At 47.9% G+C, this 20,028-nt stretch carries 22 protein-coding genes; 16 read left to right on the forward strand and 6 right to left on the reverse strand.

The window, feature by feature from the left end; genetic code table 11:
* The first annotated feature begins 605 nt into the window (after positions 1-605).
* Entirely contained in the window at positions 606-917 is a 312-nt protein-coding gene (locus T496_RS0107710; protein ID WP_027450242.1) for a helix-turn-helix domain-containing protein, read from the forward strand.
* A gap of 51 nt (positions 918-968) precedes the next feature.
* The gene (locus T496_RS15130; RefSeq protein WP_197018941.1) at positions 969-1,136 is read left to right on the forward strand and encodes a hypothetical protein; all 168 of its coding nucleotides are present in this window, start codon (positions 969-971) and stop codon (positions 1,134-1,136) included.
* 3 nt (positions 1,137-1,139) lie between these two features.
* Here the strand turns inward: T496_RS15130 and hisC are convergent, their stop codons facing one another.
* The 3 genes from hisC to hisG are packed head-to-tail and all read right to left on the reverse strand — an operon-like array spanning position 1,140 to position 4,376.
* Positions 1,140-2,177, reverse strand: coding sequence for a histidinol-phosphate transaminase (hisC, locus tag T496_RS0107720; protein WP_027450243.1), 1,038 nt, complete (start codon positions 2,175-2,177; stop codon positions 1,140-1,142).
* A gap of 43 nt (positions 2,178-2,220) precedes the next feature.
* Positions 2,221-3,504 (reverse strand): histidinol dehydrogenase, encoded by a 1,284-nt coding sequence (gene hisD / locus T496_RS0107725; protein ID WP_027450244.1) that lies wholly within the window; start codon positions 3,502-3,504, stop codon positions 2,221-2,223.
* Between the two features lie 20 nt (positions 3,505-3,524).
* On the reverse strand, positions 3,525-4,376 hold the full coding sequence (hisG, locus tag T496_RS0107730) for an ATP phosphoribosyltransferase (protein ID WP_027450245.1): 852 nt from the start codon (positions 4,374-4,376) through the stop codon (positions 3,525-3,527).
* Positions 4,377-4,507: 131 nt separating this feature from the next.
* On the opposite strand from hisG, the gene T496_RS13720 reads away from it, so the two are divergent.
* Positions 4,508-5,515, forward strand: coding sequence for an MltF family protein (locus tag T496_RS13720; RefSeq protein ID WP_052342134.1), 1,008 nt, complete (start codon positions 4,508-4,510; stop codon positions 5,513-5,515).
* 8 nt (positions 5,516-5,523) lie between these two features.
* Positions 5,524-6,330 (forward strand): ATPase, encoded by an 807-nt coding sequence (locus T496_RS0107740; RefSeq protein ID WP_027450246.1) that lies wholly within the window; start codon positions 5,524-5,526, stop codon positions 6,328-6,330.
* Between the two features lie 37 nt (positions 6,331-6,367).
* On the opposite strand, the gene rhaM is transcribed toward T496_RS0107740, so the two are convergent.
* Together rhaM and T496_RS0107750 are read right to left on the reverse strand one after the other, a co-directional pair.
* Positions 6,368-6,688, reverse strand: a complete 321-nt coding sequence (gene rhaM, locus T496_RS0107745) for an L-rhamnose mutarotase (protein WP_044109435.1) — start codon at positions 6,686-6,688, stop codon at positions 6,368-6,370.
* Positions 6,689-6,692: 4 nt separating this feature from the next.
* The gene (locus T496_RS0107750) at positions 6,693-7,595 is read right to left on the reverse strand and encodes a glycosyltransferase family 2 protein (protein WP_027450248.1); all 903 of its coding nucleotides are present in this window, start codon (positions 7,593-7,595) and stop codon (positions 6,693-6,695) included.
* A 151-nt stretch (positions 7,596-7,746) separates the two neighbouring features.
* Between T496_RS0107750 and T496_RS0107755 the strand changes: the two genes are divergently transcribed.
* From T496_RS0107755 to T496_RS0107800, 10 genes are all read left to right on the forward strand, one after another.
* Positions 7,747-8,277, forward strand: a complete 531-nt coding sequence (locus T496_RS0107755; protein WP_027450249.1) for a 30S ribosomal protein S16 — start codon at positions 7,747-7,749, stop codon at positions 8,275-8,277.
* 174 nt (positions 8,278-8,451) lie between these two features.
* Positions 8,452-9,978, forward strand: a complete 1,527-nt coding sequence (atpD, locus tag T496_RS0107760) for a F0F1 ATP synthase subunit beta (RefSeq protein ID WP_027450250.1) — start codon at positions 8,452-8,454, stop codon at positions 9,976-9,978.
* 41 nt (positions 9,979-10,019) lie between these two features.
* Positions 10,020-10,271, forward strand: a complete 252-nt coding sequence (gene atpC, locus T496_RS0107765) for an ATP synthase F1 subunit epsilon (protein WP_027450251.1) — start codon at positions 10,020-10,022, stop codon at positions 10,269-10,271.
* Positions 10,268-10,657, forward strand: coding sequence for a hypothetical protein (locus T496_RS14435; protein WP_027450252.1), 390 nt, complete (start codon positions 10,268-10,270; stop codon positions 10,655-10,657). The genes atpC and T496_RS14435 overlap by 4 nt, the downstream gene beginning before the upstream one ends.
* A 23-nt stretch (positions 10,658-10,680) precedes the next feature.
* Positions 10,681-11,730: a F0F1 ATP synthase subunit A gene (atpB, locus tag T496_RS0107775; RefSeq protein WP_027450253.1), complete on the forward strand. Its 1,050-nt coding sequence runs from the start codon at positions 10,681-10,683 to the stop codon at positions 11,728-11,730.
* 56 nt (positions 11,731-11,786) lie between these two features.
* Positions 11,787-12,029, forward strand: a complete 243-nt coding sequence (atpE, locus tag T496_RS0107780) for an ATP synthase F0 subunit C (RefSeq protein ID WP_027450254.1) — start codon at positions 11,787-11,789, stop codon at positions 12,027-12,029.
* 13 nt (positions 12,030-12,042) lie between these two features.
* Positions 12,043-12,555, forward strand: coding sequence for a F0F1 ATP synthase subunit B (atpF, locus tag T496_RS0107785; RefSeq protein WP_044109437.1), 513 nt, complete (start codon positions 12,043-12,045; stop codon positions 12,553-12,555).
* A gap of 15 nt (positions 12,556-12,570) precedes the next feature.
* On the forward strand, positions 12,571-13,107 hold the full coding sequence (locus T496_RS0107790; RefSeq protein ID WP_027450256.1) for a F0F1 ATP synthase subunit delta: 537 nt from the start codon (positions 12,571-12,573) through the stop codon (positions 13,105-13,107).
* Positions 13,108-13,157: 50 nt separating this feature from the next.
* Positions 13,158-14,744: a F0F1 ATP synthase subunit alpha gene (atpA, locus tag T496_RS0107795; RefSeq protein ID WP_027450257.1), complete on the forward strand. Its 1,587-nt coding sequence runs from the start codon at positions 13,158-13,160 to the stop codon at positions 14,742-14,744.
* 6 nt (positions 14,745-14,750) lie between these two features.
* Positions 14,751-15,725: a F0F1 ATP synthase subunit gamma gene (locus T496_RS0107800; protein ID WP_027450258.1), complete on the forward strand. Its 975-nt coding sequence runs from the start codon at positions 14,751-14,753 to the stop codon at positions 15,723-15,725.
* Positions 15,726-15,737: 12 nt separating this feature from the next.
* Here the strand turns inward: T496_RS0107800 and prmA are convergent, their stop codons facing one another.
* Complete coding sequence (prmA, locus tag T496_RS0107805) at positions 15,738-16,694, reverse strand: 50S ribosomal protein L11 methyltransferase (RefSeq protein ID WP_316928897.1); 957 nt, start codon at positions 16,692-16,694, stop codon at positions 15,738-15,740.
* A gap of 57 nt (positions 16,695-16,751) precedes the next feature.
* On the opposite strand from prmA, the gene T496_RS0107810 reads away from it, so the two are divergent.
* Both T496_RS0107810 and T496_RS0107815 read left to right on the forward strand, forming a co-directional pair.
* Positions 16,752-17,777: a hypothetical protein gene (locus T496_RS0107810; protein ID WP_027450260.1), complete on the forward strand. Its 1,026-nt coding sequence runs from the start codon at positions 16,752-16,754 to the stop codon at positions 17,775-17,777.
* Positions 17,778-17,817: 40 nt separating this feature from the next.
* Positions 17,818-19,482, forward strand: coding sequence for an OmpP1/FadL family transporter (locus tag T496_RS0107815; RefSeq protein WP_027450261.1), 1,665 nt, complete (start codon positions 17,818-17,820; stop codon positions 19,480-19,482).
* The last annotated feature ends 546 nt before the right edge of the window (positions 19,483-20,028 follow it).

Here is a 20,028-nt window from a genome sequence, read left to right on the forward strand (position 1 = left end):
CAGGAGGGGAGGGGGAAATGTACTTTCGTACTTCGTACTTTCGTATTTTAAGATGTTTTCAAATTGTGTCTATAATTTATATATTATATATAATATTATAATATTATATATAATATATAAATTTATAAAATAATATCTACCATCTTTGCCTCCTGTAGGTGAAAGTAAAAATATTGCTTATCGTACAAAAGTACGAATACGAAAGTACGAAACTATACGCTCATACCTGAATTAATCAAAGCAAAATTTGGTGGTGTAGGTTTTTAAATTTGGTTTCAGGTTTCAGGTTTCAGGTTTCAAGTTCCAGGTTCCAAGTTCTTGGACAAGCCAAGCGGCGAAGCCGAGCGCCAGGTGACAGTCCCTTGTCAGAACCTGAAGTCTAAAGTCTGATACTTGAATCTTGAATCTTGAAACCTGAAACTTGAAACCTGAAACTTGAAACCTGAATCTTGACGCTTGTCTTTGTCATCTCCGCAAGGGAGAAGTGTGGCATTAATTGTAATTATAGTTTTGGGTATTTTCTCAAAAAAAACAGCAAAAAGTTTCCTGATACCGAAACTTTTTCCTAATTTTGCAACGTCTAACAATTAGAATTACGATGAAAGATGAATAAGGATTTTATTACGTTAGAAGATTCAAAGGACCAGCTGATTGGTAAAGTAGGCACCCCGGAGCGTGATGCCTATGAGGATGAGTTAAAACTCTACGCCATTGGCGCTGCCATCAAACAGACACGTAAGCAGCAGAACCTTACTCAAGAGGAACTTGGTCGTATGGTTGGTGTACAGAAAGCCCAGATTTCAAGAATTGAGAACGGCAAGAACCTGACTTTTACTACAGTTCTCAAGCTGTTTAAGGCAATGAACATCAGCGTTAAGTTGGATATTGACAAACTCGGAAGAGTTGCTCTTTGCTGAAACAAATAAAAGTGGTCAATTTCGACCACTTTTATTTGTTAAGGTACTTATATGAACATCCGTCGGTCTAAAGACAAGTGGCAGGGGCTCAGAGCCCAGCAGACAGACGCTGCGTTCTGGCAGTTTGAAACAATGGCACTGGCCATGGCTAAACATGAAAATGGCGACAGCGCCGACATCGACACTTTCGCCATGTTGAAAGGGTGGGAAATAAAATAATCTCTAGCAATACTGTCTCAGCGCACCTATCAGCTCGTTGTTCTCATCACGATTGCCGATAGTGATGCGCAGGCAGTTTTGGCACAACTGAACGCGCGTTCGGTTGCGCACAATGATGCCCTGCTGCACCAGATAGTCGTAGATGCGCTGAGCATCGGTGACCTTAGCCAGGAAGAAGTTGGCATCGGTGGGATAGATCTTCTCGCAAAGGGGCAGGGCCTGGAAGGCCTCTATCACACGCGTGCGCTCGCTCTTGATCAGCTGCACCCAGCGATCCACCTCGTAGGGGTCGCTAAGCACCTTGATGGCCTGCTCCTGCGTCAGGAGGTTGACGTTGTAGGGATACTTCACCTTGTTGAACAGGCCGATGATCTCGGGCGAGGCGAAAGCCATGCCCAGACGGATGGCGGCAGAGGCCCACGCCTTGCTGAGCGTGTTGAGCACAACGAGGTTGGGATAGCGGGGCAACTCGAAGCGCAGCGGACGCTGCTGGGAGAAGTCGCTATAGGCCTCGTCGACCACCACGATGCCCTCGAACGAGGTGAGCACCTTCACGATCTCATCGCGATTGATGTCGTTGCCCGTGGGGTTGTTGGGGCTGCATATCCAGATGACCTTGGTATGGGCGTCGCATGCGGCCAACAGGGCATCGGCCGAGATCTGGAAGTTCTCGTCGAGCAGCACGGGGCGATACTCTACGTCGTTGATGTCGGCACACACCTTATACATGCCGTAGGTGGGCTCGATAGCCACCACATTATCCTCTTTAGGCTCGCAGAAGCAGCGATAGACCAGGTCGATGGCTTCGTCGCTGCCATTGCCCAGAAAGGTATAGTCCACGGGAATGCCCTTGACCTTCTCGATGACGTTTTTCAACTCTATCTGCAGCGGGTCGGGGTAGCGATTGAGCGGACCTCCGTAGGGATTCTCGTTGGCGTCAAGAAACACGGAAGCCTTCTTGCCCGAAAATTCGTTTCTTGCACAGCTATATGGAGCCAGGTTCCAGATATTCTTGCGTGCAAGTTTTTCAAGACTTATCATAATGATATGTGTATTATCCTCTGTAATCTACAAAAAAATACTTCTACTTTAATGCGTTCAGTCTCACGGTCATGGCATTCTTGTGAGCATCCAGCTGCTCGGCCTCGGCCATCAGCTCCACGGCATGGCCTATCTGGCGGATGCCTTCCTCAGACAGGTGCTGGAACGTGATCTTACGGCAATAGCTGTCCAGATTCACGCCGCTATAGGCGGTGGCATAGCCGTGAGTGGGCAGTGTGTGGTTGGTGCCGCTGGCATAGTCGCCGGCACTCTCGCAGGCATACTGACCCAGGAACACACTGCCGGCGTTGACAACACGTTCGGCCATCTGCTCGTAGTTGGCGGTTTGAATGATGAGATGTTCAGGCGCATAGGCATTAGAGAGTGCCATCATTTCGTCAGACGTCTGCACCAGCACCAGTCGGCTGTTTTCCAGCGCACGGGCTGCTATCTCCTTGCGGGGCAGCAGGTCGAGCTGTCTGTCCACCTCCTGTTGCACAGCGTTGAGCATGGCCTCTGAGGTGGTGACCATCAGCACCTGTGAGTCGATGCCGTGCTCGGCCTGTGAAAGCAGATCGGCTGCCACGAAAGATGCGTTGGCCTGCTCGTCGGCAAGCACGCATACCTCACTGGGGCCGGCAGGCATATCGATGGCCACATCGCCCATAGACACTTGCTGCTTGGCGGCCATCACATACTGATTGCCAGGACCGAAGATCTTATAGACCTTGGGCACGGACTCTGTGCCATAGGCCATGGCACCGATGGCTTGAACGCCACCTATTTTAAATATCTTGCTGACGCCGGCAATGCGCGCAGCCACAAGTATAGAGGGGTTGATCTTGCCTTCGCGGTTGGGGGGCGTGCAGAGCACAATCTCCTTGCATCCTGCAATCTTAGCGGGTGCTGCCAGCATCAAAACGGTGGAGAAGAGGGGAGCCGTGCCGCCAGGGATATACAATCCGACGCGCTCGATGGCTACACTCTTCTGCCAGCAGACGACGCCTTCGCGGGTTGTGATCTTGCGACCCGTGAATTGCTGGGCTTCATGAAACTTGAAGATGTTTTCATGTGCCAGCGTGATGGCCTGTTTCAGCTCGTCGCTGACCTGTGTCTCGGCCTCACTGATCTCGGCCTCGGTGACGGCGAGCGACGCCAGCGCCACGTGGTCAAACTGCTGCTCATACTTTCTGACGGCTTCGTCGCCATGCTGGCGCACGTCGGCCAGAACGCCGCTGACGGTGGTTTGCAGTTGGGTCATGTCGAGATGAGGACGCTGACAAATCTCTGCCCACTGTTCTCGCTTTGGATAACGTATAATCTTCATAACAAGATTAGTTTGTGGAATCAAAGAATCATCTTCTCAATAGGTGTGACAAGGATGCCTTGTGCGCCCAGGTCTTTCAGCTGGCCGATAATCTCCCAGAAGCGCTTCTGGTCGAGCACGGTGTGAACAGAGCACCACTCCTCGTCGGCCAGAGGAATGATGGTGGGGCTCTTGAGTCCGGGCAGAACATTGATGATTTCATCAAGCTTGGCCTTGGGAGCATTCATCCGTACGTACTTCTTGTCCTCGGCCTGCTTCACAGCCTCAAAGCGGAACAGCATCTGGTTGAGGATGTCGCGCTTCTCCTGGCTCATGTCGGGATGACCAATGAGCAGGGCCTCGCTCTGCATCACAACCTCTACTTCACGAAGATTATTGCTGACCAGTGTTGAGCCTGAACTTACAATATCGAAAATGGCGTCGGCCAATCCGATACCCGGGCTGATCTCTACACTACCTGTGATAACATGTACGTCGGCATGGATATGATGCTCGTCTAGAAAACGATTCAAAATGACAGGATAAGAGGTGGCAATAGTTTTTCCGTTGAACCACTCTAATCCCTGATAGTCGATGTCTTTGGGAATGGCCAGCGACAAACGACAACGACTGAAACCTAATCGCGAGATAATGTCGGCCTCGGCTCCGCGCTCCTGGTATTCGTTTTCACCAACGACACCGATATCGGCAACACCCGTTGCCACGCTCTGAGGAATATCGTCATCTCGCAGATACAAAACCTCTAATGGAAAATTCTGAGCTGAAACCAACAGTGTTCTTTTACTGGCAGTAACCTTGATGTCTGCCTCACTGAGCAACTGCATGGTATCTTCATACAGTCGTCCTTTTGATTGTACTGCAATTCTTAGCATAAGTCTAATTATCTTGAAAAATCGCTCGCAAAATTACTCTTTTTTTTTCTAATATGCAATAAAATATATAATTTTGCACCAAAATTTCAAATAGTTTGAGACTCTTTAGTGTAATTATACTCCTCGTTGGGATGCTTTCTGCTTGTCAACAACAGAAAGACACAACACCGCCTTGGGCTACGAACGAGAACAGCGACAGCCTGTTTGACCTCTCTGAGATTGAGCAGACGGGCGAGCTGATCGCCGTGACCATGAGCGGACCTGACACTTACTACGACTATCACGGTCATCATCTGGGCGTACACTATCTGCTGTGCGAGCAACTGGCTAAGCATCTGGGCGTTGAGCTGCGCATGGAAGTGTGTCGCGACAGTGCGGAAATGATGGGCAGGCTGGAGGCCGACGAAGCTGACATTGCCGTCTATCCCTTCGACAACGACTCGGTGCTGTTTGGATGGCGAGTGGGCAACAACAAGCCAGAACTGATACAGGAACTTGAACAATGGTACAAGCCTGATATGCTGAGCAACATGAGGGCCTACGAGCATCGCCTGCTGACCGAGTCGAGGGTGAGACACAGGGTGTATGCGCCAATGCTGTCGAAGGGGGTCATCTCGCGCTACGACCACCTGTTCAAGCGCTATAGCAAGACCTGCAACTGGGACTGGCGACTGCTGGCGGCGCAGTGCTATCAGGAGTCAACATTCGACGAGAAGGCGCAGTCGTGGGCTGGCGCAAAGGGACTCATGCAGATCATGCCTAGCACGGCCGACCATCTGGGATTGCCCAGAGACCAGGTGTTTAATCCGGAGAAGAACATCGCTGCCGCAACGCGCTTTCTGCACGAGCTGGAGTCGATGCTCAGCGATGTGCACAACAGAAACGAGCGCCAGAACCTGGCGCTGGCTGCCTATAACGGCGGCATGAACCATGTGCGCGACGCCATGCGACTGGCTGCAAGAGACAAGCGCAACCCGCATGCGTGGAACGACGTAAAGCCTTACATTCTGAAGTTGAGCCAAAGGGAGTACTACCAGGACACACTGGTGCACTATGGCTACATGCGCGGACAGGAGACTGCTGAATACGTAGATAAGATCAGAAAAAGATATCAAATTTATAGACGTTCTATCCGATGAATAATCACATGAAACTAGTAGCAGACAGTGGCAGCACCAAGACGGACTGGGCCATGGGCAATCTTCGCTTTAAGACCCAAGGAATCAACCCATTTCATCAAGACGATGAAGCAATACTAAAGATACTGTCGGAGGAGCTGTTGCCACAGGTGAAGGACTACGAGATACAGGAAATTTGTTTTTACGGAAGTGGCGTTCGCCAGGAGTTGGAAGACAAGATGACGGCGGCTCTGAGAAAGGTGTTCCCCAGCGCCACCTCCATCGAGGCGCACAACGACCTGCTGGGGGCTGCCAAGGCACTGTGTGGCGACCAAGAAGGTATTGCCTGCATCCTGGGCACGGGGTCTAATTCCTGCATCTACGACGGGCGCGCCATCGTATCGAATACGCCTGCACTGGGATATATCCTGGGCGACGAGGGTAGTGGGGCCGTGCTGGGCAAGCGCTTCCTGAACGCGCTCTACAAGAACCGTCTGCCAGAACAGCTGAAACGCGAATTTGAGCTATCGCAGCAGATGACGATGGCTGACGTCATAGCGCGGGTTTACAAGCAGCCGATGCCCAACCGATGGCTGGCGTCTTTATCGACGTTTATCAGCAAGCACCAGTCAGAAGAGGCAGTGCATCAGCTCATCGTAGATAATTTCAGCGATTTCTTCCGCTTCAACATCAACCCCTACGACAGGCGCGACCTGCCTGTGTCGGCCGTGGGTAGCATCGCTTTCTATTATGAATCCCAATTGCGCGAAGCCGCAGAAAAAGAGGGCTACGTCATGGGGAAAATCATGCGTAGCCCTATAGATGGTTTAGTATAAGTCCTGATTTAGAGGTTAGACTAAGCCCTGTTGAGGGTTAATCTAAATGGAATAGCTCAGGAAGGGGTATGGTGACAGGCGAATTGTCGGGATTCACCTCCATGATATCTGCCATCATGTCCCACCATTTCTGTGTGATGGGGTCCACGTTCTCCGTGTCCTGCGAGTTGCCTTCCTTGGTGCACTCCTGATAGGCAAACAGGATGTTGGTGTCCTTATCCCAGTAGATACTGTAGTTCTCCACGCCCTGCTCCTTGATCATCTGCTTGAGTTCGGGCCAGATGGCAGCGTGACGTTTTGCATACTCTTCCTCAAATCCCTTCTTGAGGAACATTTTAAAAGCAAATCTTTTTCTCATTGTTTTAGTCGTTTTTTGTTAATGATATATAGTAACCTAGTCGATATAGATTAAATACTGCCAGAACAGGATGCTTCCCGCATAGTATTCTTCGCTCTAACGCCCCAAACAGGCGGTGCCAACAGCGAATGAGGGTAAGCACCTGTTTGATGTGGATGCCGTTGACGATGGTGAGCATGCGAGAATAGCCTCGCAGTTCGTCTCTAAAAGAATATAAGGTGCGCAAACTCCGCTCTATCTTTTCCACATAGCAGACATTGCTCTCGAAGTCCACCATCATGGTGGGGTTGTCGATATGCGTAATGCGGATGCGGTGCTCTTTCAGCGTCTTTCCAAACATCACATCTTCATAACCGCTTTTCTTGAAGCGCTCGTCAAACGGATGACTGATCATCAGCGAGCGCTCTATCATGAAGTTGGTGGAACGAAACGACTGATAGGGACGCTCGCTGCGCTTCGTATAGTGGTGCATCGGAGCGCAATGGGTCTCGTAGAGACAGCGCAGATTTTGCGTATCTCCCTCTTTGATGCAGATGCCGCCATTGACGACGCCATCAGACGCACAGTCGAGATAGCGGGCGAGAAAGTCTTGACACACTATCTGCATATCGCAATCCAGGAACAAAAGCCACTGATACTGACTCTTTTGGGCCAGAAAATTGCGCGTGGCAGCACTGCCCGTATTGCGCTCTTTCTCAATAAAGGTGCAGTGGGGAATGGTGTTTATCTGCCTGTTCTGCTCGATGCTCGACACACGAGGGGAAGCATCGTCGGCCACAAGGATCTCGTACGTAAAATCAGGACGACGGGCACGCTCATTTTCACACATAGCAGCCAGTCGTCTCACAATATCAACACAAGCCTCGTTATAGACAGGAAGTAATATGGATATTTCGTTTTTACTCATTTCTTGAGCAAAATTACACAAAAAACCATAAAATGAACAACAAATCAAAGAAAAAGTTTGCGAGAATAGATAAAAAATAGTAATTTTGCACCCGCTATTACGAGATAATAGCATGAAATTCAAATTATTAATTAAATCAAAACAAAAAAACATGGCAACAAAAATCAGATTGCAGCGCGGTGGTCGCAAAGGTTATGCTTTCTATAGCATCGTAATCGCTGACGCTCGTGCACCACGTGATGGTCGTTTCACTGAGAAGATTGGTTCTTACAATCCTAACACCAATCCCGCCACAGTAGACTTGAATTTCGAGCGTGCATTGTACTGGGTAGAGGTAGGCGCACAGCCCACCGATACTGTTCGCAACATCCTCAGCGGTGAGGGCGTTTACCTGATGAAGCACCTCCGCGGTGGTGTGAAGAAGGGCGCTTTCGACGAGGCTGCTGCACAGAAGAAGTTCGATGCATGGAAGGCTGACAAGCAGAAGGGCCTTGACAAGGTTCGCGAGGAAGAGGCTAAGGCAAAGAAAGAAGCTGCTGCAAAGGCTCTCGAGGCTGAGAAGAAGGCCAACGAGGCTATTGCTCAGAAGGTTGCTGAGAAGAAGGCTGCAGCTGAAGCTGCTGCCGCTGAAGCACAGGCCGAGGCAGCTCCCGCAGCTGAAGAGGCTCCCGCAGAGGCATAAGCTTTTATGCTGAAATGAAGGTTAAGGTTGCGATCCTTTCAAGGGATTGCAACCTTTTTTAATTGTTTAACAAGTTTTTTTGTTAAAGATTTGCCGTTCAAAAAATAATTGTTATCTTTGCAAGCGAAAAAATCGACAGACAACATATAAACTTAAAATAATACATATTACTTTATGTCACAAATTACAGGTCACATCTCGCAGATCATTGGTCCTGTTATCGACGTTTATTTCGATACCAAAGGCCTGGATGCAGAGAAAGTGCTGCCTAAAATTCACGAGGCTCTGACTATTAAGCGTCCTAACGGCAATCAGCTGATTGTCGAAGTACAACAGCACATTGGCGAGGATACCGTGCGCTGTGTGGCTATGGACAACACGGACGGACTGCAGCGTGGACTTGAAGCACAGCCCATGGGCACACCTATTGTGATGCCCTCTGGCGAACAGATTAAAGGTCGTATGCTGAACGTGATCGGTCAGCCTATCGACGGTATGAAACAACTCGATATGCAGGGCGCATATCCCATCCACCGCGAGGCTCCTAAGTTTGAGGAGCTTTCCACAACTAAAGAGGTGCTGGCCACTGGTATTAAAGTGATCGACCTGCTGGAGCCCTATCTGAAGGGTGGTAAGATCGGACTTTTCGGTGGTGCTGGTGTAGGTAAGACGGTGCTCATCATGGAGCTTATCAACAATATTGCCAAGGGGCACAACGGTTTCTCGGTATTTGCCGGAGTAGGCGAGCGCACCCGTGAGGGCAACGACCTGATTCGTGAGATGATCGAGTCGGGCGTTATCCGCTATGGCGATAAGTTTAAAGAAGCGATGGCCCAGGGTAAGTGGGATCTGTCGCTGGTTGACCCCGAGGAACTGAAGAAGAGTCAGGCAACCCTCGTTTATGGACAGATGAACGAGCCACCTGGTGCTCGTGCTTCTGTAGCCCTTTCAGGTCTGACCGTAGCCGAGGGCTTCCGCGATGGTGGCGGTAAGGACGGCGGTGCTGCCGATATCCTGTTCTTCATCGACAATATCTTCCGTTTCACTCAGGCCGGTTCTGAGGTATCTGCGCTTCTGGGTCGTATGCCCTCTGCCGTAGGTTATCAGCCGACGCTGGCCTCTGAGATGGGTGCCATGCAGGAGCGTATCACTTCTACGAAGTCTGGTTCTATCACCTCTGTTCAGGCTGTCTATGTGCCTGCCGACGACTTGACCGACCCTGCTCCTGCTACTACGTTTACCCATCTGGATGCAACCACCGTGCTCGATCGTAAGATTGCCGAGCTGGGTATCTATCCTGCTGTGGATCCACTGGGTTCTACCTCACGTATTCTCGACCCACTCGTAGTAGGAAAGGCCCACTATGACTGTGCGCAGCGCGTGAAAGAGATTCTTCAGCGCTACAAGGAGTTGCAGGATATTATTGCTATTCTGGGTATGGACGAGCTTTCTGATGAGGATAAACTCACTGTGAACCGCGCACGTCGCGTACAGCGTTTCCTCAGCCAGCCATTCTCTGTTGCCGAACAGTTTACTGGTCTGCCAGGCGTGATGGTGCCCATCGAAGAAACAATCAAGGGATTCAATGCCATTCTGGATGGTGAGGTCGATGACCTGCCCGAGCAGGCCTTCCTCAACGTTGGTACTATCGAGGATGCTAAGGCTAAGGCCAAGAAACTGCTGGAGGCAGCCAAGGCCTAATGCCTAATGGCACATGTTCAACGTTCAATGTTCTATGATTTATGTTGCAGCTTAAGATAGTTTCTCCCGAAAAGATAGAGTTTGAAGGCGATGTAGAGAGTGTGCTCGTACCAGGAATGCTCGGACAATTTGAGATCTTGGTCAACCACGCACCTATCATCTCTTCGCTCGACAAGGGTAGGGTGGTTTACACACTACCAGGAGGCGAGAAAAGAACTCTCGATATTTTTGGAGGTTTTGTCGAGGTGCAGAAGAATGTTGTCAGCCTCTGTATAGAATTAATCGAAGCATGATAGAGAAGAAGTTGTTTTCTACAGCCATCCATTACAGCATTCAGCTTCTCATCATAGAGTGCGTGCTATTTGCAGGATTCCTGCTGATGGCACCACCTACGACCCTAGTTGGCTCTGTAGCTGGCATCTGTGCCACTTCTTTCTTCTATCTTCTTTGTGGTTGGATATGGTACATGGTCGCATCCAGACACCACGACTATCTGACCTCGTTCTATACGGGAACATCGGGATTTCGTTTCATGATGGCTCTTGCCGTGATAGGCATCTATTACATGACTGCCAATGAGCCTGATATGAAGACGTTTATCTGCGTGTTTGGCATCTATTATCTGGTAACGCTGATTCATTTCAGTATCTTCTTTTCGAGAGTATCTAACCGTTCGTAACGAGTTAATAAACAAAGAATTAAATGAAACGACTAAAGTCATTAATTATCCTGATAGCGTTAGCACTCCTGCCTTTATCATCATTGCTGGCTGAAGAGACGCCCAAGACCGAAGAACCTCTGAACATCTCAGAGATTGTCTTGGAGCATTTGGCCGACTCTTATGAGTGGCACATCGCTTCGTACGAGGGTAAGCATATCAGCATTCCGCTGCCCATCATCATCAGGAGTTCACATACTGGCGAGTGGCATTTCTGCACAGAGCACTCTCTGCCGGCAGGCTTCTTCTTCAACCCTGAAGCTCATGGCAAGATATACGAGCAGATGCCAGACGGCACCACCGAACGTCCGTTAGACCTCAGCATCACTCGCAACGTGATGCAGATCTGGATCGTTGTGGCACTACTGCTGGTAGTATTCCTCAGTTGTGCCAGGTGGTATAAGAAGCATGATAAAACCAGTAATGCTCCAGGCGGATTCGTCGGTGCTGTCGAGATGCTGGTGATGATGATTAACGATGATGTCATCAAGTCATCCATCGGCGAGAAGCACTATAAGCCCTACGCTCCCTATCTGCTGACGGTGTTCTTTTTCATTCTGTTCACCAACCTGTTAGGACTACTTCCTGTCTTCCCTGGTGGATCGAATGTCACAGGCAATATCAACATCACGTTCTTCTTTGCATTGTGCACGTTCCTGGCTATCAATCTCTTTGGTAATAAAGAGTATTGGAAAGAGATTTTCTGGCCCGAAGTGCCAATGTTCTTGAAGGCTATTCCACTGATGCCTGCTATCGAGTTGTTTGGTGTGTTCACCAAGCCATTCGCGCTGATGATCCGTCTTTTCGCCAACATGATGGCAGGTCACGCTATGATACTCAGTTTCAGCTGCGTCATCTTCCTGGGTTGGACAATGGGTGTTGGTCTTGGCATCGGACTTAATCTGTTCAGCATCCTGATGTTGCTATTCATGAATGCACTGGAACTCCTGGTGGCCTTTGTCCAGGCTTATGTGTTCACGATGCTTAGCGCTGTGTTCATTGGTTTGGCGCATCCGGAACATCATGCAGAATAAACTAAACAATAAAGAATTGAAAATATAAACATTATTAATAATTTAAAACTTTTAAAATTATGATTACATCATTATTATTGGCCGAAGGTCTGGCTCAGCTGGGCTGCGGTATTGGTGCTGGTATTGCAGTGATTGGTGCTGGTTTGGGTATTGGTAAGATTGGTGGTAGCGCTGTTGACGCTATTGCTCGCCAGCCAGAGGCTTCTGGTAAGATCTTCACACAGATGATTCTGACCTCTGCCTTCGTCGAGGGTTGTGCCCTTTTCGCAATTGCAGCTTGTGCATTCTTGATCAAATAAAACCGTATAGCAAATGGATTTCACTCAATTACCAGCAATCCTGACGCCAGATCTAGGACTTCTGTTCTGGATGTTGCTGGCGTTCTTGGTGGTCTTTGGTGTACTTGCTAAGTTTGGTTTCCCCGCCATCATCAATATGGTGGACGAGCGAAACAAATTTATAGACGATAGTCTGCGCAAGGCACACGAGGCTCAGGAGCGTTTGGCCAATATCGAGAAGGAAGGTGAATCCATCTTGCAGGAGGCACGCGAGAAGCAAGCTCAGATACTGAAGGAGGCCGCCGAGTCGCGCGACGCTATCGTCGAGCAGGCTCAGCAGAAGGCTAGGCTAGAGGGCGCCCGCTTGATGGAGGAAGCAAAGATTGCCATCGAGCAGGAGAAGAAGGCGGCCATCGCTGATATTCGTCAGCAGGTTGCAACCCTCAGCGTAGGCATCGCTGAAAAGGTTCTCCGTCAGAACCTCCGTGACGATAAGTCGCAGATGGATTTGATAGATCGCATGCTGGATGACTCTACTGTTAAATAATTAAGGTAAACGCGTATGGATATCGGAGTAATCTCTACGAGATATGCAAGGGCACTGCTGAAGAGTGCTACGGATGCCCAGCTTGAAGCACAGGTGTATCAGGAAATGATGACACTGGCTAAGAGCTATACCGATGTGCCCATGCTTCGACAGACCATCGACAACCCCATGCTGGACAAGTCCGAGAAGCAGAAGTTGCTGGAGGTAGCTACTGGTGGCACACCCTGTCCGCTGATGCAAACCTTCATATCTCTGGTATTGAAGGAGGACCGCGAAAGCATGATTCAGTTTATGGCCTACTCGTACATGACGCTTTACCGCAAGCAGAAGAATGTCATTCGTGGCAAACTCACCACCGCCGCGCGCGTTTCCGCTGAGACGGAACAGAAGATGCGCCAGATGGTGGAGAGCCGAACTCAAGGCACAGTGGAGTTTGAAACAGAGGTGAACCCCGACATCATTGGTGGTTTCATATTGGAATACGACACGTTTCGCATGGATGCAAGCGTGAAGACTAAGCTCAACTCCATTCTTAACATACTTAAGAAATAACGTTATCACGCAAAAACGTCGTAACGTCATAACGAATAAAAATTAAAACAATGTCAGATAAAATAAAACCAAGCGAAGTCAGTCAGGTACTTCTTGAGCAACTGAAAGGCATTCAGAATGCTGCACAGTTTGACGAAGTTGGTACCGTACTAACCGTTAGCGATGGTGTAGCCCGTATCTATGGTCTGCGAAATGCCGAGGCCAACGAGCTGCTCGAATTCGAAAACGGTACGATGGCTATCGTCATGAACTTGGAGGAAGACAACGTAGGTTGTGTGTTGCTCGGCAGCACATCAGGCATTAAAGAGGGCATGGTTGTTAAGCGTACCAAGCGTATTGCTTCAATTCGTGTCAACGATAATATGCTGGGACGCGTCATCAACCCTCTGGGTCAAGCTGTCGACGGCAAGGGCGACATTGATCTCACTGACGCTTTCGAGATGCCGCTTGACCGCAAAGCGCCTGGCGTTATCTATCGTCAACCAGTGAAAGAGCCGCTACAAACCGGTCTGAAGGCTATCGACTCGATGATTCCTATTGGTCGTGGTCAGCGTGAGCTTATCATTGGCGACCGTCAGACAGGTAAGACTGCTATTGCTGTTGATACGATCATCAACCAGAAGAGTTTCTATGAAGCAGGCAAGCCCGTTTACTGTATCTACGTAGCCATCGGACAGAAAGCTAGTACTGTAGCCAATCTTGTTCAGACACTGAAGGAGCATGGCGCTATGCCTTACACGATTATCGTGGCAGCTACAGCAGCTGATCCTGCAGCTATGCAGTATTATGCACCTTTTGCCGGAGCTGCTATCGGTGAGTACTTCCGCGATCGCGGTCTTCCTGCACTCGTGGTCTATGATGACCTTTCAAAGCAGGCCGTAGCTTATCGTGAAGTATCGCTGATTCTGCGTCGTCCTTCTGGACGTGAGGCTTACCCTGGTGATGTGTTCTATTTGCATTCTCGTTTGCTTGAGCGCGCTGCCAAGATGAACGAGCAGCAGGAAGTAGCCGAACAGATGAACGACCTGCCCGAGTGTATGAAAGGCCACGTGAAGGGTGGTGGTTCGCTCACCGCGCTGCCTATCATTGAGACTCAGGCCGGCGACGTATCAGCTTACATCCCAACCAACGTTATCTCAATCACCGACGGTCAGATATTCTTGGAGTCAGACCTCTTCAACCAGGGTTTCCGCCCTGCCATCAACGTAGGTATCTCTGTATCTCGTGTAGGTGGTTCGGCTCAAATCAAGAGTATGAAGAAGGTGGCCGGTACACTGAAGATTGACCAAGCTCAGTATCGCGAGTTGGAGGCTTTCTCTAAGTTCTCTAGTGATATGGATGCAGTGACCGCAATGACGCTGGATCGTGGTCGTAAGAACAATCAGTTGCTCATTCAGCCACAGTATAGCCCCATGCCCGTTGGTGAGCAGGTGGCCATCCTCTATTGTGGTGTGCACGGTTTGATGCGCGAGGTACCCATCGACAAGGTTCGCGAGTGCCAGAATCAGTTCCTCGACAAGTTGCGTTCGTCAGCTCCGGAGGTTATCGAGACACTGGCCAGTGGCAACATTGACGATGCCACCACGCAGAAGATTGAGTCAGTGATGGCTGATATCGCCGGAACATACAAAGCATGATAGCCTATGCCCAGCCTGAAAGAAATTAAAGGCCGTATTGCCTCGGTCAACAGCACGCGTAAGATCACTTCCGCTATGAAAATGGTGGCAAGTTCTAAGCTGCATCATGCTCAGGTGGCTATCCAGAACATGCTGCCCTATGAGTCAATGCTTGAGCATATTCTTAAGTCATTCCTCGCTGCCGAGGCAGAAGCTCAGTCTATTTATGATCAGGTGCGCCCAGTAAAACGAGTGGCTTTAGTTGTTTACTCTTCTAATTCTTCACTCTGTGGTGGGTTCAACGCCAATGTCATCAAGATGATGCTGAGCACCGTGAAGCAGCTGTCTGACCAACTAGGCGCAGAAAATGTCGAGGTGTATCCAATCGGAAGAAAAGTAGCAGAGAAAGCCAGGAAGATGGGTTTTAACGTGATGTATGATCAAAACGAAATGGTGGATCATCCTAACGTTAATCAATGCATCAAACTGGCCGCCGAGCTCGGCCAGCGTTTTGCCGATGGGGAAATCGACAAAGTGGACTTGATCTATCATCACTTCAAGAGTGCCGGATCGCAGATTCTTTGTAAGAAGACCTTCCTACCGATTGATGTTGAAAGCGAGTTGGAGCGTGATCACGAGCGTGATCTCACTTCGAATATTGCTACTAAGAAGTCGCAGGAATATCTGAAGAAGCATGGTGCTTCACATGATGAGGGTTCAAAGAAAGAGGAAACAAAGCCTCTGAATGACAACTTCATCGTTGAGCCTGATATGGATAGTGTGCTTTCTAGTTTGATTCCTAAGTACGCTCATCTGATGCTCTACACCGCACTTCTCGATAGTGTTGCCTCAGAGCATGCAGCGCGTATGGTTGCGATGCAGACAGCTACCGACAATGCCGACGAGCTCTTGCGTCAGTTGAATCTGCAGTACAACAAGAGTCGTCAGCAGGCTATCACTTCAGAATTGCTTGATATTGTGGGAGGATCTGTCAATAACTAACGTATTGACAAATCACTTTTCGAATACTAAACAAGCCCAGTGGTCATCCAGCCGCTGGGCTTTCTTTTGCAATCCCAGCTCAGTTGCTTTTCTTGTAAGTATTTCAATGTCATCCTCATAAAAACCACTTAATATAAGGATCGCATGTTCTTTCATTTTACCCACAAAGGCAGGCATATCTGCCAGCAGGATATTCCTATTGATATTGGCTGTTATGATATCGAAATGTCCTTGTATTGCATCATCCAAAACTTTAGCATCGCCAAGATATGACTGGAAGTGATCATCTACACGATTAATCACCGCATTATGCCTGGCATTATCTACACTCCATTCGTCGATATCATAACCAATGGCTTCGCAGGCCCCCAGTTTCAAAGCCGTTATAGCTAAAATACCGGTGCCTGTGCCACAATCTAAAAAGCGCTTGTTGTTCAGATCCAAGTCAAGAAGCGAGGTTACGATCATGCGGGTTGTTTCGTGTGTTCCTGTGCCAAAGGCCAAGTGTGCATCTATTTCAATGCCCATATCCATTTTCTCTGGCAGATGTCTTCCGTCATGAATCGCTAAGACACCTTCTCCACGCGAAACAGGCATCTGGATACAAATTGGCATGAATCCTTCCTTCTCCCACTGTTCATTCCAATCTTTATCCTCAGCTTCCTCAACAGTATAGCTGATAGAAAAGGGTAGGGGGAAATCTTCTATAATGCCATCAAGTGCAGACCTATCGAATAGGTTCTGCTGAACATATCCCTTAAGGCCGTTTTCGCACTCTTCAAAAGTTTCAAATCCAGCTTCTGCTGCCATCGAAGCAAAAACGTCACAAGCTGTCTGCTGCAGTTCTTCTGCTCCCTTTATAATAAATGTAACCTCGTAATACTTCATTTCTTTGTTAAATTTACCCGCAAAATTACAAAAATTAGGGAAAATCCTACTATGTTTTAGGGTTTTTCCGTAAATTTGCATGGAAATAAGTTTTATTTTTGCATCGTAAAAGAATATAAACTAAAGGATTTAAGAGATATGAAAAAGTTATTGTTACTGACCCTCAGCTTTGGCATCCTGCCAACTACCTTGCTGGCTCAGGATGACATGTACTTTGTTCCCAAAAAGTCGAAGCCCGCTAAAACGTATTCTTCTGCAGAGCGTTCTGCCGAGAATACTTATTATTCTGGTAGCTCCAGAAGTGTCGATGACTACAATCGTCGCGGCAACTCATACGATGTCTTGGCAAATGATTCGGCTAACGACGTGATAGATTTTGACGAGACCATGGGTGTCTATCCAGATTCAACCCAAGAGGATTACAGCATCACTAAGAAAATGGCTCGCTGGGAAGACTATACGCCATCGGAGTCTTACTGGGATGGCTATCTTGATGGACGGCGTGATTCCTGGGGCTTCCGCTCTTGGCATTCACCCTGGTATTACGCATCGTTCTATCCTTGGTATGATTACACCTGGTACGATCCTTGGTATGCTGGATGGGGATGGCACTATGGATGGTATGATCCTTGGTACTATGGCTCATGGTCATGGGGGTGGGGTGGTTACTACTCCTGGCACTACTACCATCCTTGGCATTATGGCTGGTATGGTGGCGTAACGCACAACTGGAATAGGGGATACCACGGCAACTATCGTGGTGTGGCTCATGGTTCTGGTGCCTACAGAGGTTCTTCGTTGGGAAGCCGTCGCACCACTACATCTTCTGTTGGTTCACGCAGTTACTCTGTTGGCTCTCGTGCCTCTTCAATAGGTTCGCGTGGCACCACAAACCGAGCTCAATCTGCTTCACCACGCTCTACAGGTTCACGCAGATCAGTAATCGGTGGCTCGTCTTCTACGCCAACTCGCAGCAGTGGAAGTGTGTTTGACTCTGGAAGCCGTCGTTCAAGTTCATCGTCATACGAAAGCCGTAGCACCGGTTCGTTCGGATCTAGCGGAAGCCGCGGATCATTTGGCGGAGGCTCATCCATGGGCGGCAGTCGTGGTGGCTCCATAGGTGGAGGCAGTCGCGGCGGTAGTCGTGGTGGCAGTCGCAGATAAAAATGGAAAAGTACTATAAATCAATTACGAAATAACCATTATGAAAAGATATATCGTTTTAGCAGCAGCTTCGCTGGCCATGCTGTCGGCAACTGCACAGGACACCTATGAGAATGCGCGTGTGTTAGGTTCAGACCTCAATGGTACTGCACGCTATGTTGGAATGGGTGGCGCACTCGAAGCACTTGGAGCCGATATCTCTACGATGTCAACCAACCCAGCTGGTATTGGTATGTTCCGCCATTCATATGCATCCATCTCGTTCGGTGGCGTCAATCAGGAAGAGGTGAACAAGTTTGATAATCTTGGCAAGACCAATCTGAGTTTCGATCAGGCTGGTTTCGTTTTAACCTTGAATCTATTTGACGAAGATGCTTATGTCAACTTCGGCTTCAACTACCACAAGAGCCGCAACTTCGACCAGATTATTCAGGTCAACAACCGCTTTGCACATGCCGCATCGCTCAATAAGCTGGCTTTTGCCAAGCATACATTTGGCAGTGATGTAGCTGGAGGATATTCATTAGGTTATAACAATTACACCAATAAATGGATGGGGTATAGAAATCTCAATGAGAATAATGACTATGGCTATCCATTCACTCAATGGGATTATTTATACCATAATGTATATAATGTGGATGATCAGAATACCTCAGCATTCCCGACGGGGGCCGATCATGCAATGCTTTTTAATGATGCAGATAACTACTACTTTGACAAGTCTCATCGTGGCTGGATAGCTGACTACGATTTCAACATCAGTGGTAATGTTCATAATCGTTTCTTCTGGGGCTTCACTTTAGGCCTGCACGATATCAACTATAAAGGTTATAGCCTTTACGATGAGGAAATAATTGATGCTAATGGATTTTCAACTGGCACAATGGTTCTTGAAGATGAGCGTCGCATCAGCGGAAAAGGTGTAGATATGAAGGCAGGTATCATCTTCTTGCCAATCGAAGAATCTCCATTCCGTATCGGACTTTCTATTTCTACGCCTACATGGTATGAGATGAAGTCAGAGAACTACACTGTGCTTCATAATAATACTGCTATCCCTGAAGGATTTGAACCCTGGGGCTATGATAATCTGTCTAGCGACGATGTCTATGAGTACAAGTATTACACACCTTGGAAGTTTGGATTGAGCTTAGGACATACCATCGGAAATTACCTGGCTCTTGGTGCCAGCTACGAATATAGTGATTATAGCACAGCAGACACCCGCATCTATGATGGCACATACGATGAGTACGACAACGAGAATTCATACTCTGACCGCGTCATGAACAATCATACAGATCGTACCTTGAAAGGTGTTTCATTGTTGAAACTTGGTGCCGAGTTCAAGCCAGATCCATCAATTGCTGTTCGTCTGGGTTACAACTACCAGTCGGCTGCCTACAATGAGAAAGGCTTCCGTGATACCACATTGGATTCTCCTGGCACATATTTCTCATCAACACCTGATTATGTCAACTGGAAGGGTACCAATCGTATCACAGCAGGTTTTGGTTATCGCGTTAACAAAGTATCGTTTGACATTGCATATCAGTACAGCATGACAAAAGGAATGTTTTATCCATTCCAGCCAGATGTAGAATTCAATGATAATGGTGCTTGGGAAACAAATATTTCAACTCCAAGCTCTTTAAATTTCAAACGTCATCAACTTCTGTTTACGTTGGGATATACTTTTTAAAACACTAAAAATATAGTTCCATATATATGAAATATAATTTCTAATATAAAAGGATTCTAACATAAAAGGATTTCTAGTTTAAAAGGATTCTAACATAAAAGAATTTCGATTATAAAAGGTGCAGATTCAGCTTTACACATGAACGCGAATCTGCACCTAAATTTATTTGTGCGTAACATCCATTCCTTTATTTGTAGTTTATCCTCTAAGACTTCATTTTAAATTCCTCCTTATTTTACTTTCAATCTTATATTACTTTCCACCTTATCTTACTTTTCACCATATATTATATATAAGCAGACTCTCATTGATAAAATAGGAGATAAATTATTTATGCCCTAATTGCCTATTTATCATAATGCCGATTATCGTTTGTTTGGTATTACCGTTTTATAGGGACCAAATGCAGCACCAAATCAATACAACTCATCAAAACAAACAGTCGCTTTAGGCTTACAAAAATTATTCTTTCAATAAAAGAAAACTTATCCTTTTAAGTAACTATACTTATACTTTTCAAAGACAATACTAATACATTTCATTTGC

Origin of the sequence: Xylanibacter brevis P6B11 (assembly GCF_000621825.1) — a bacterium.
GTDB lineage: Bacteria > Bacteroidota > Bacteroidia > Bacteroidales > Bacteroidaceae > Prevotella > Prevotella brevis.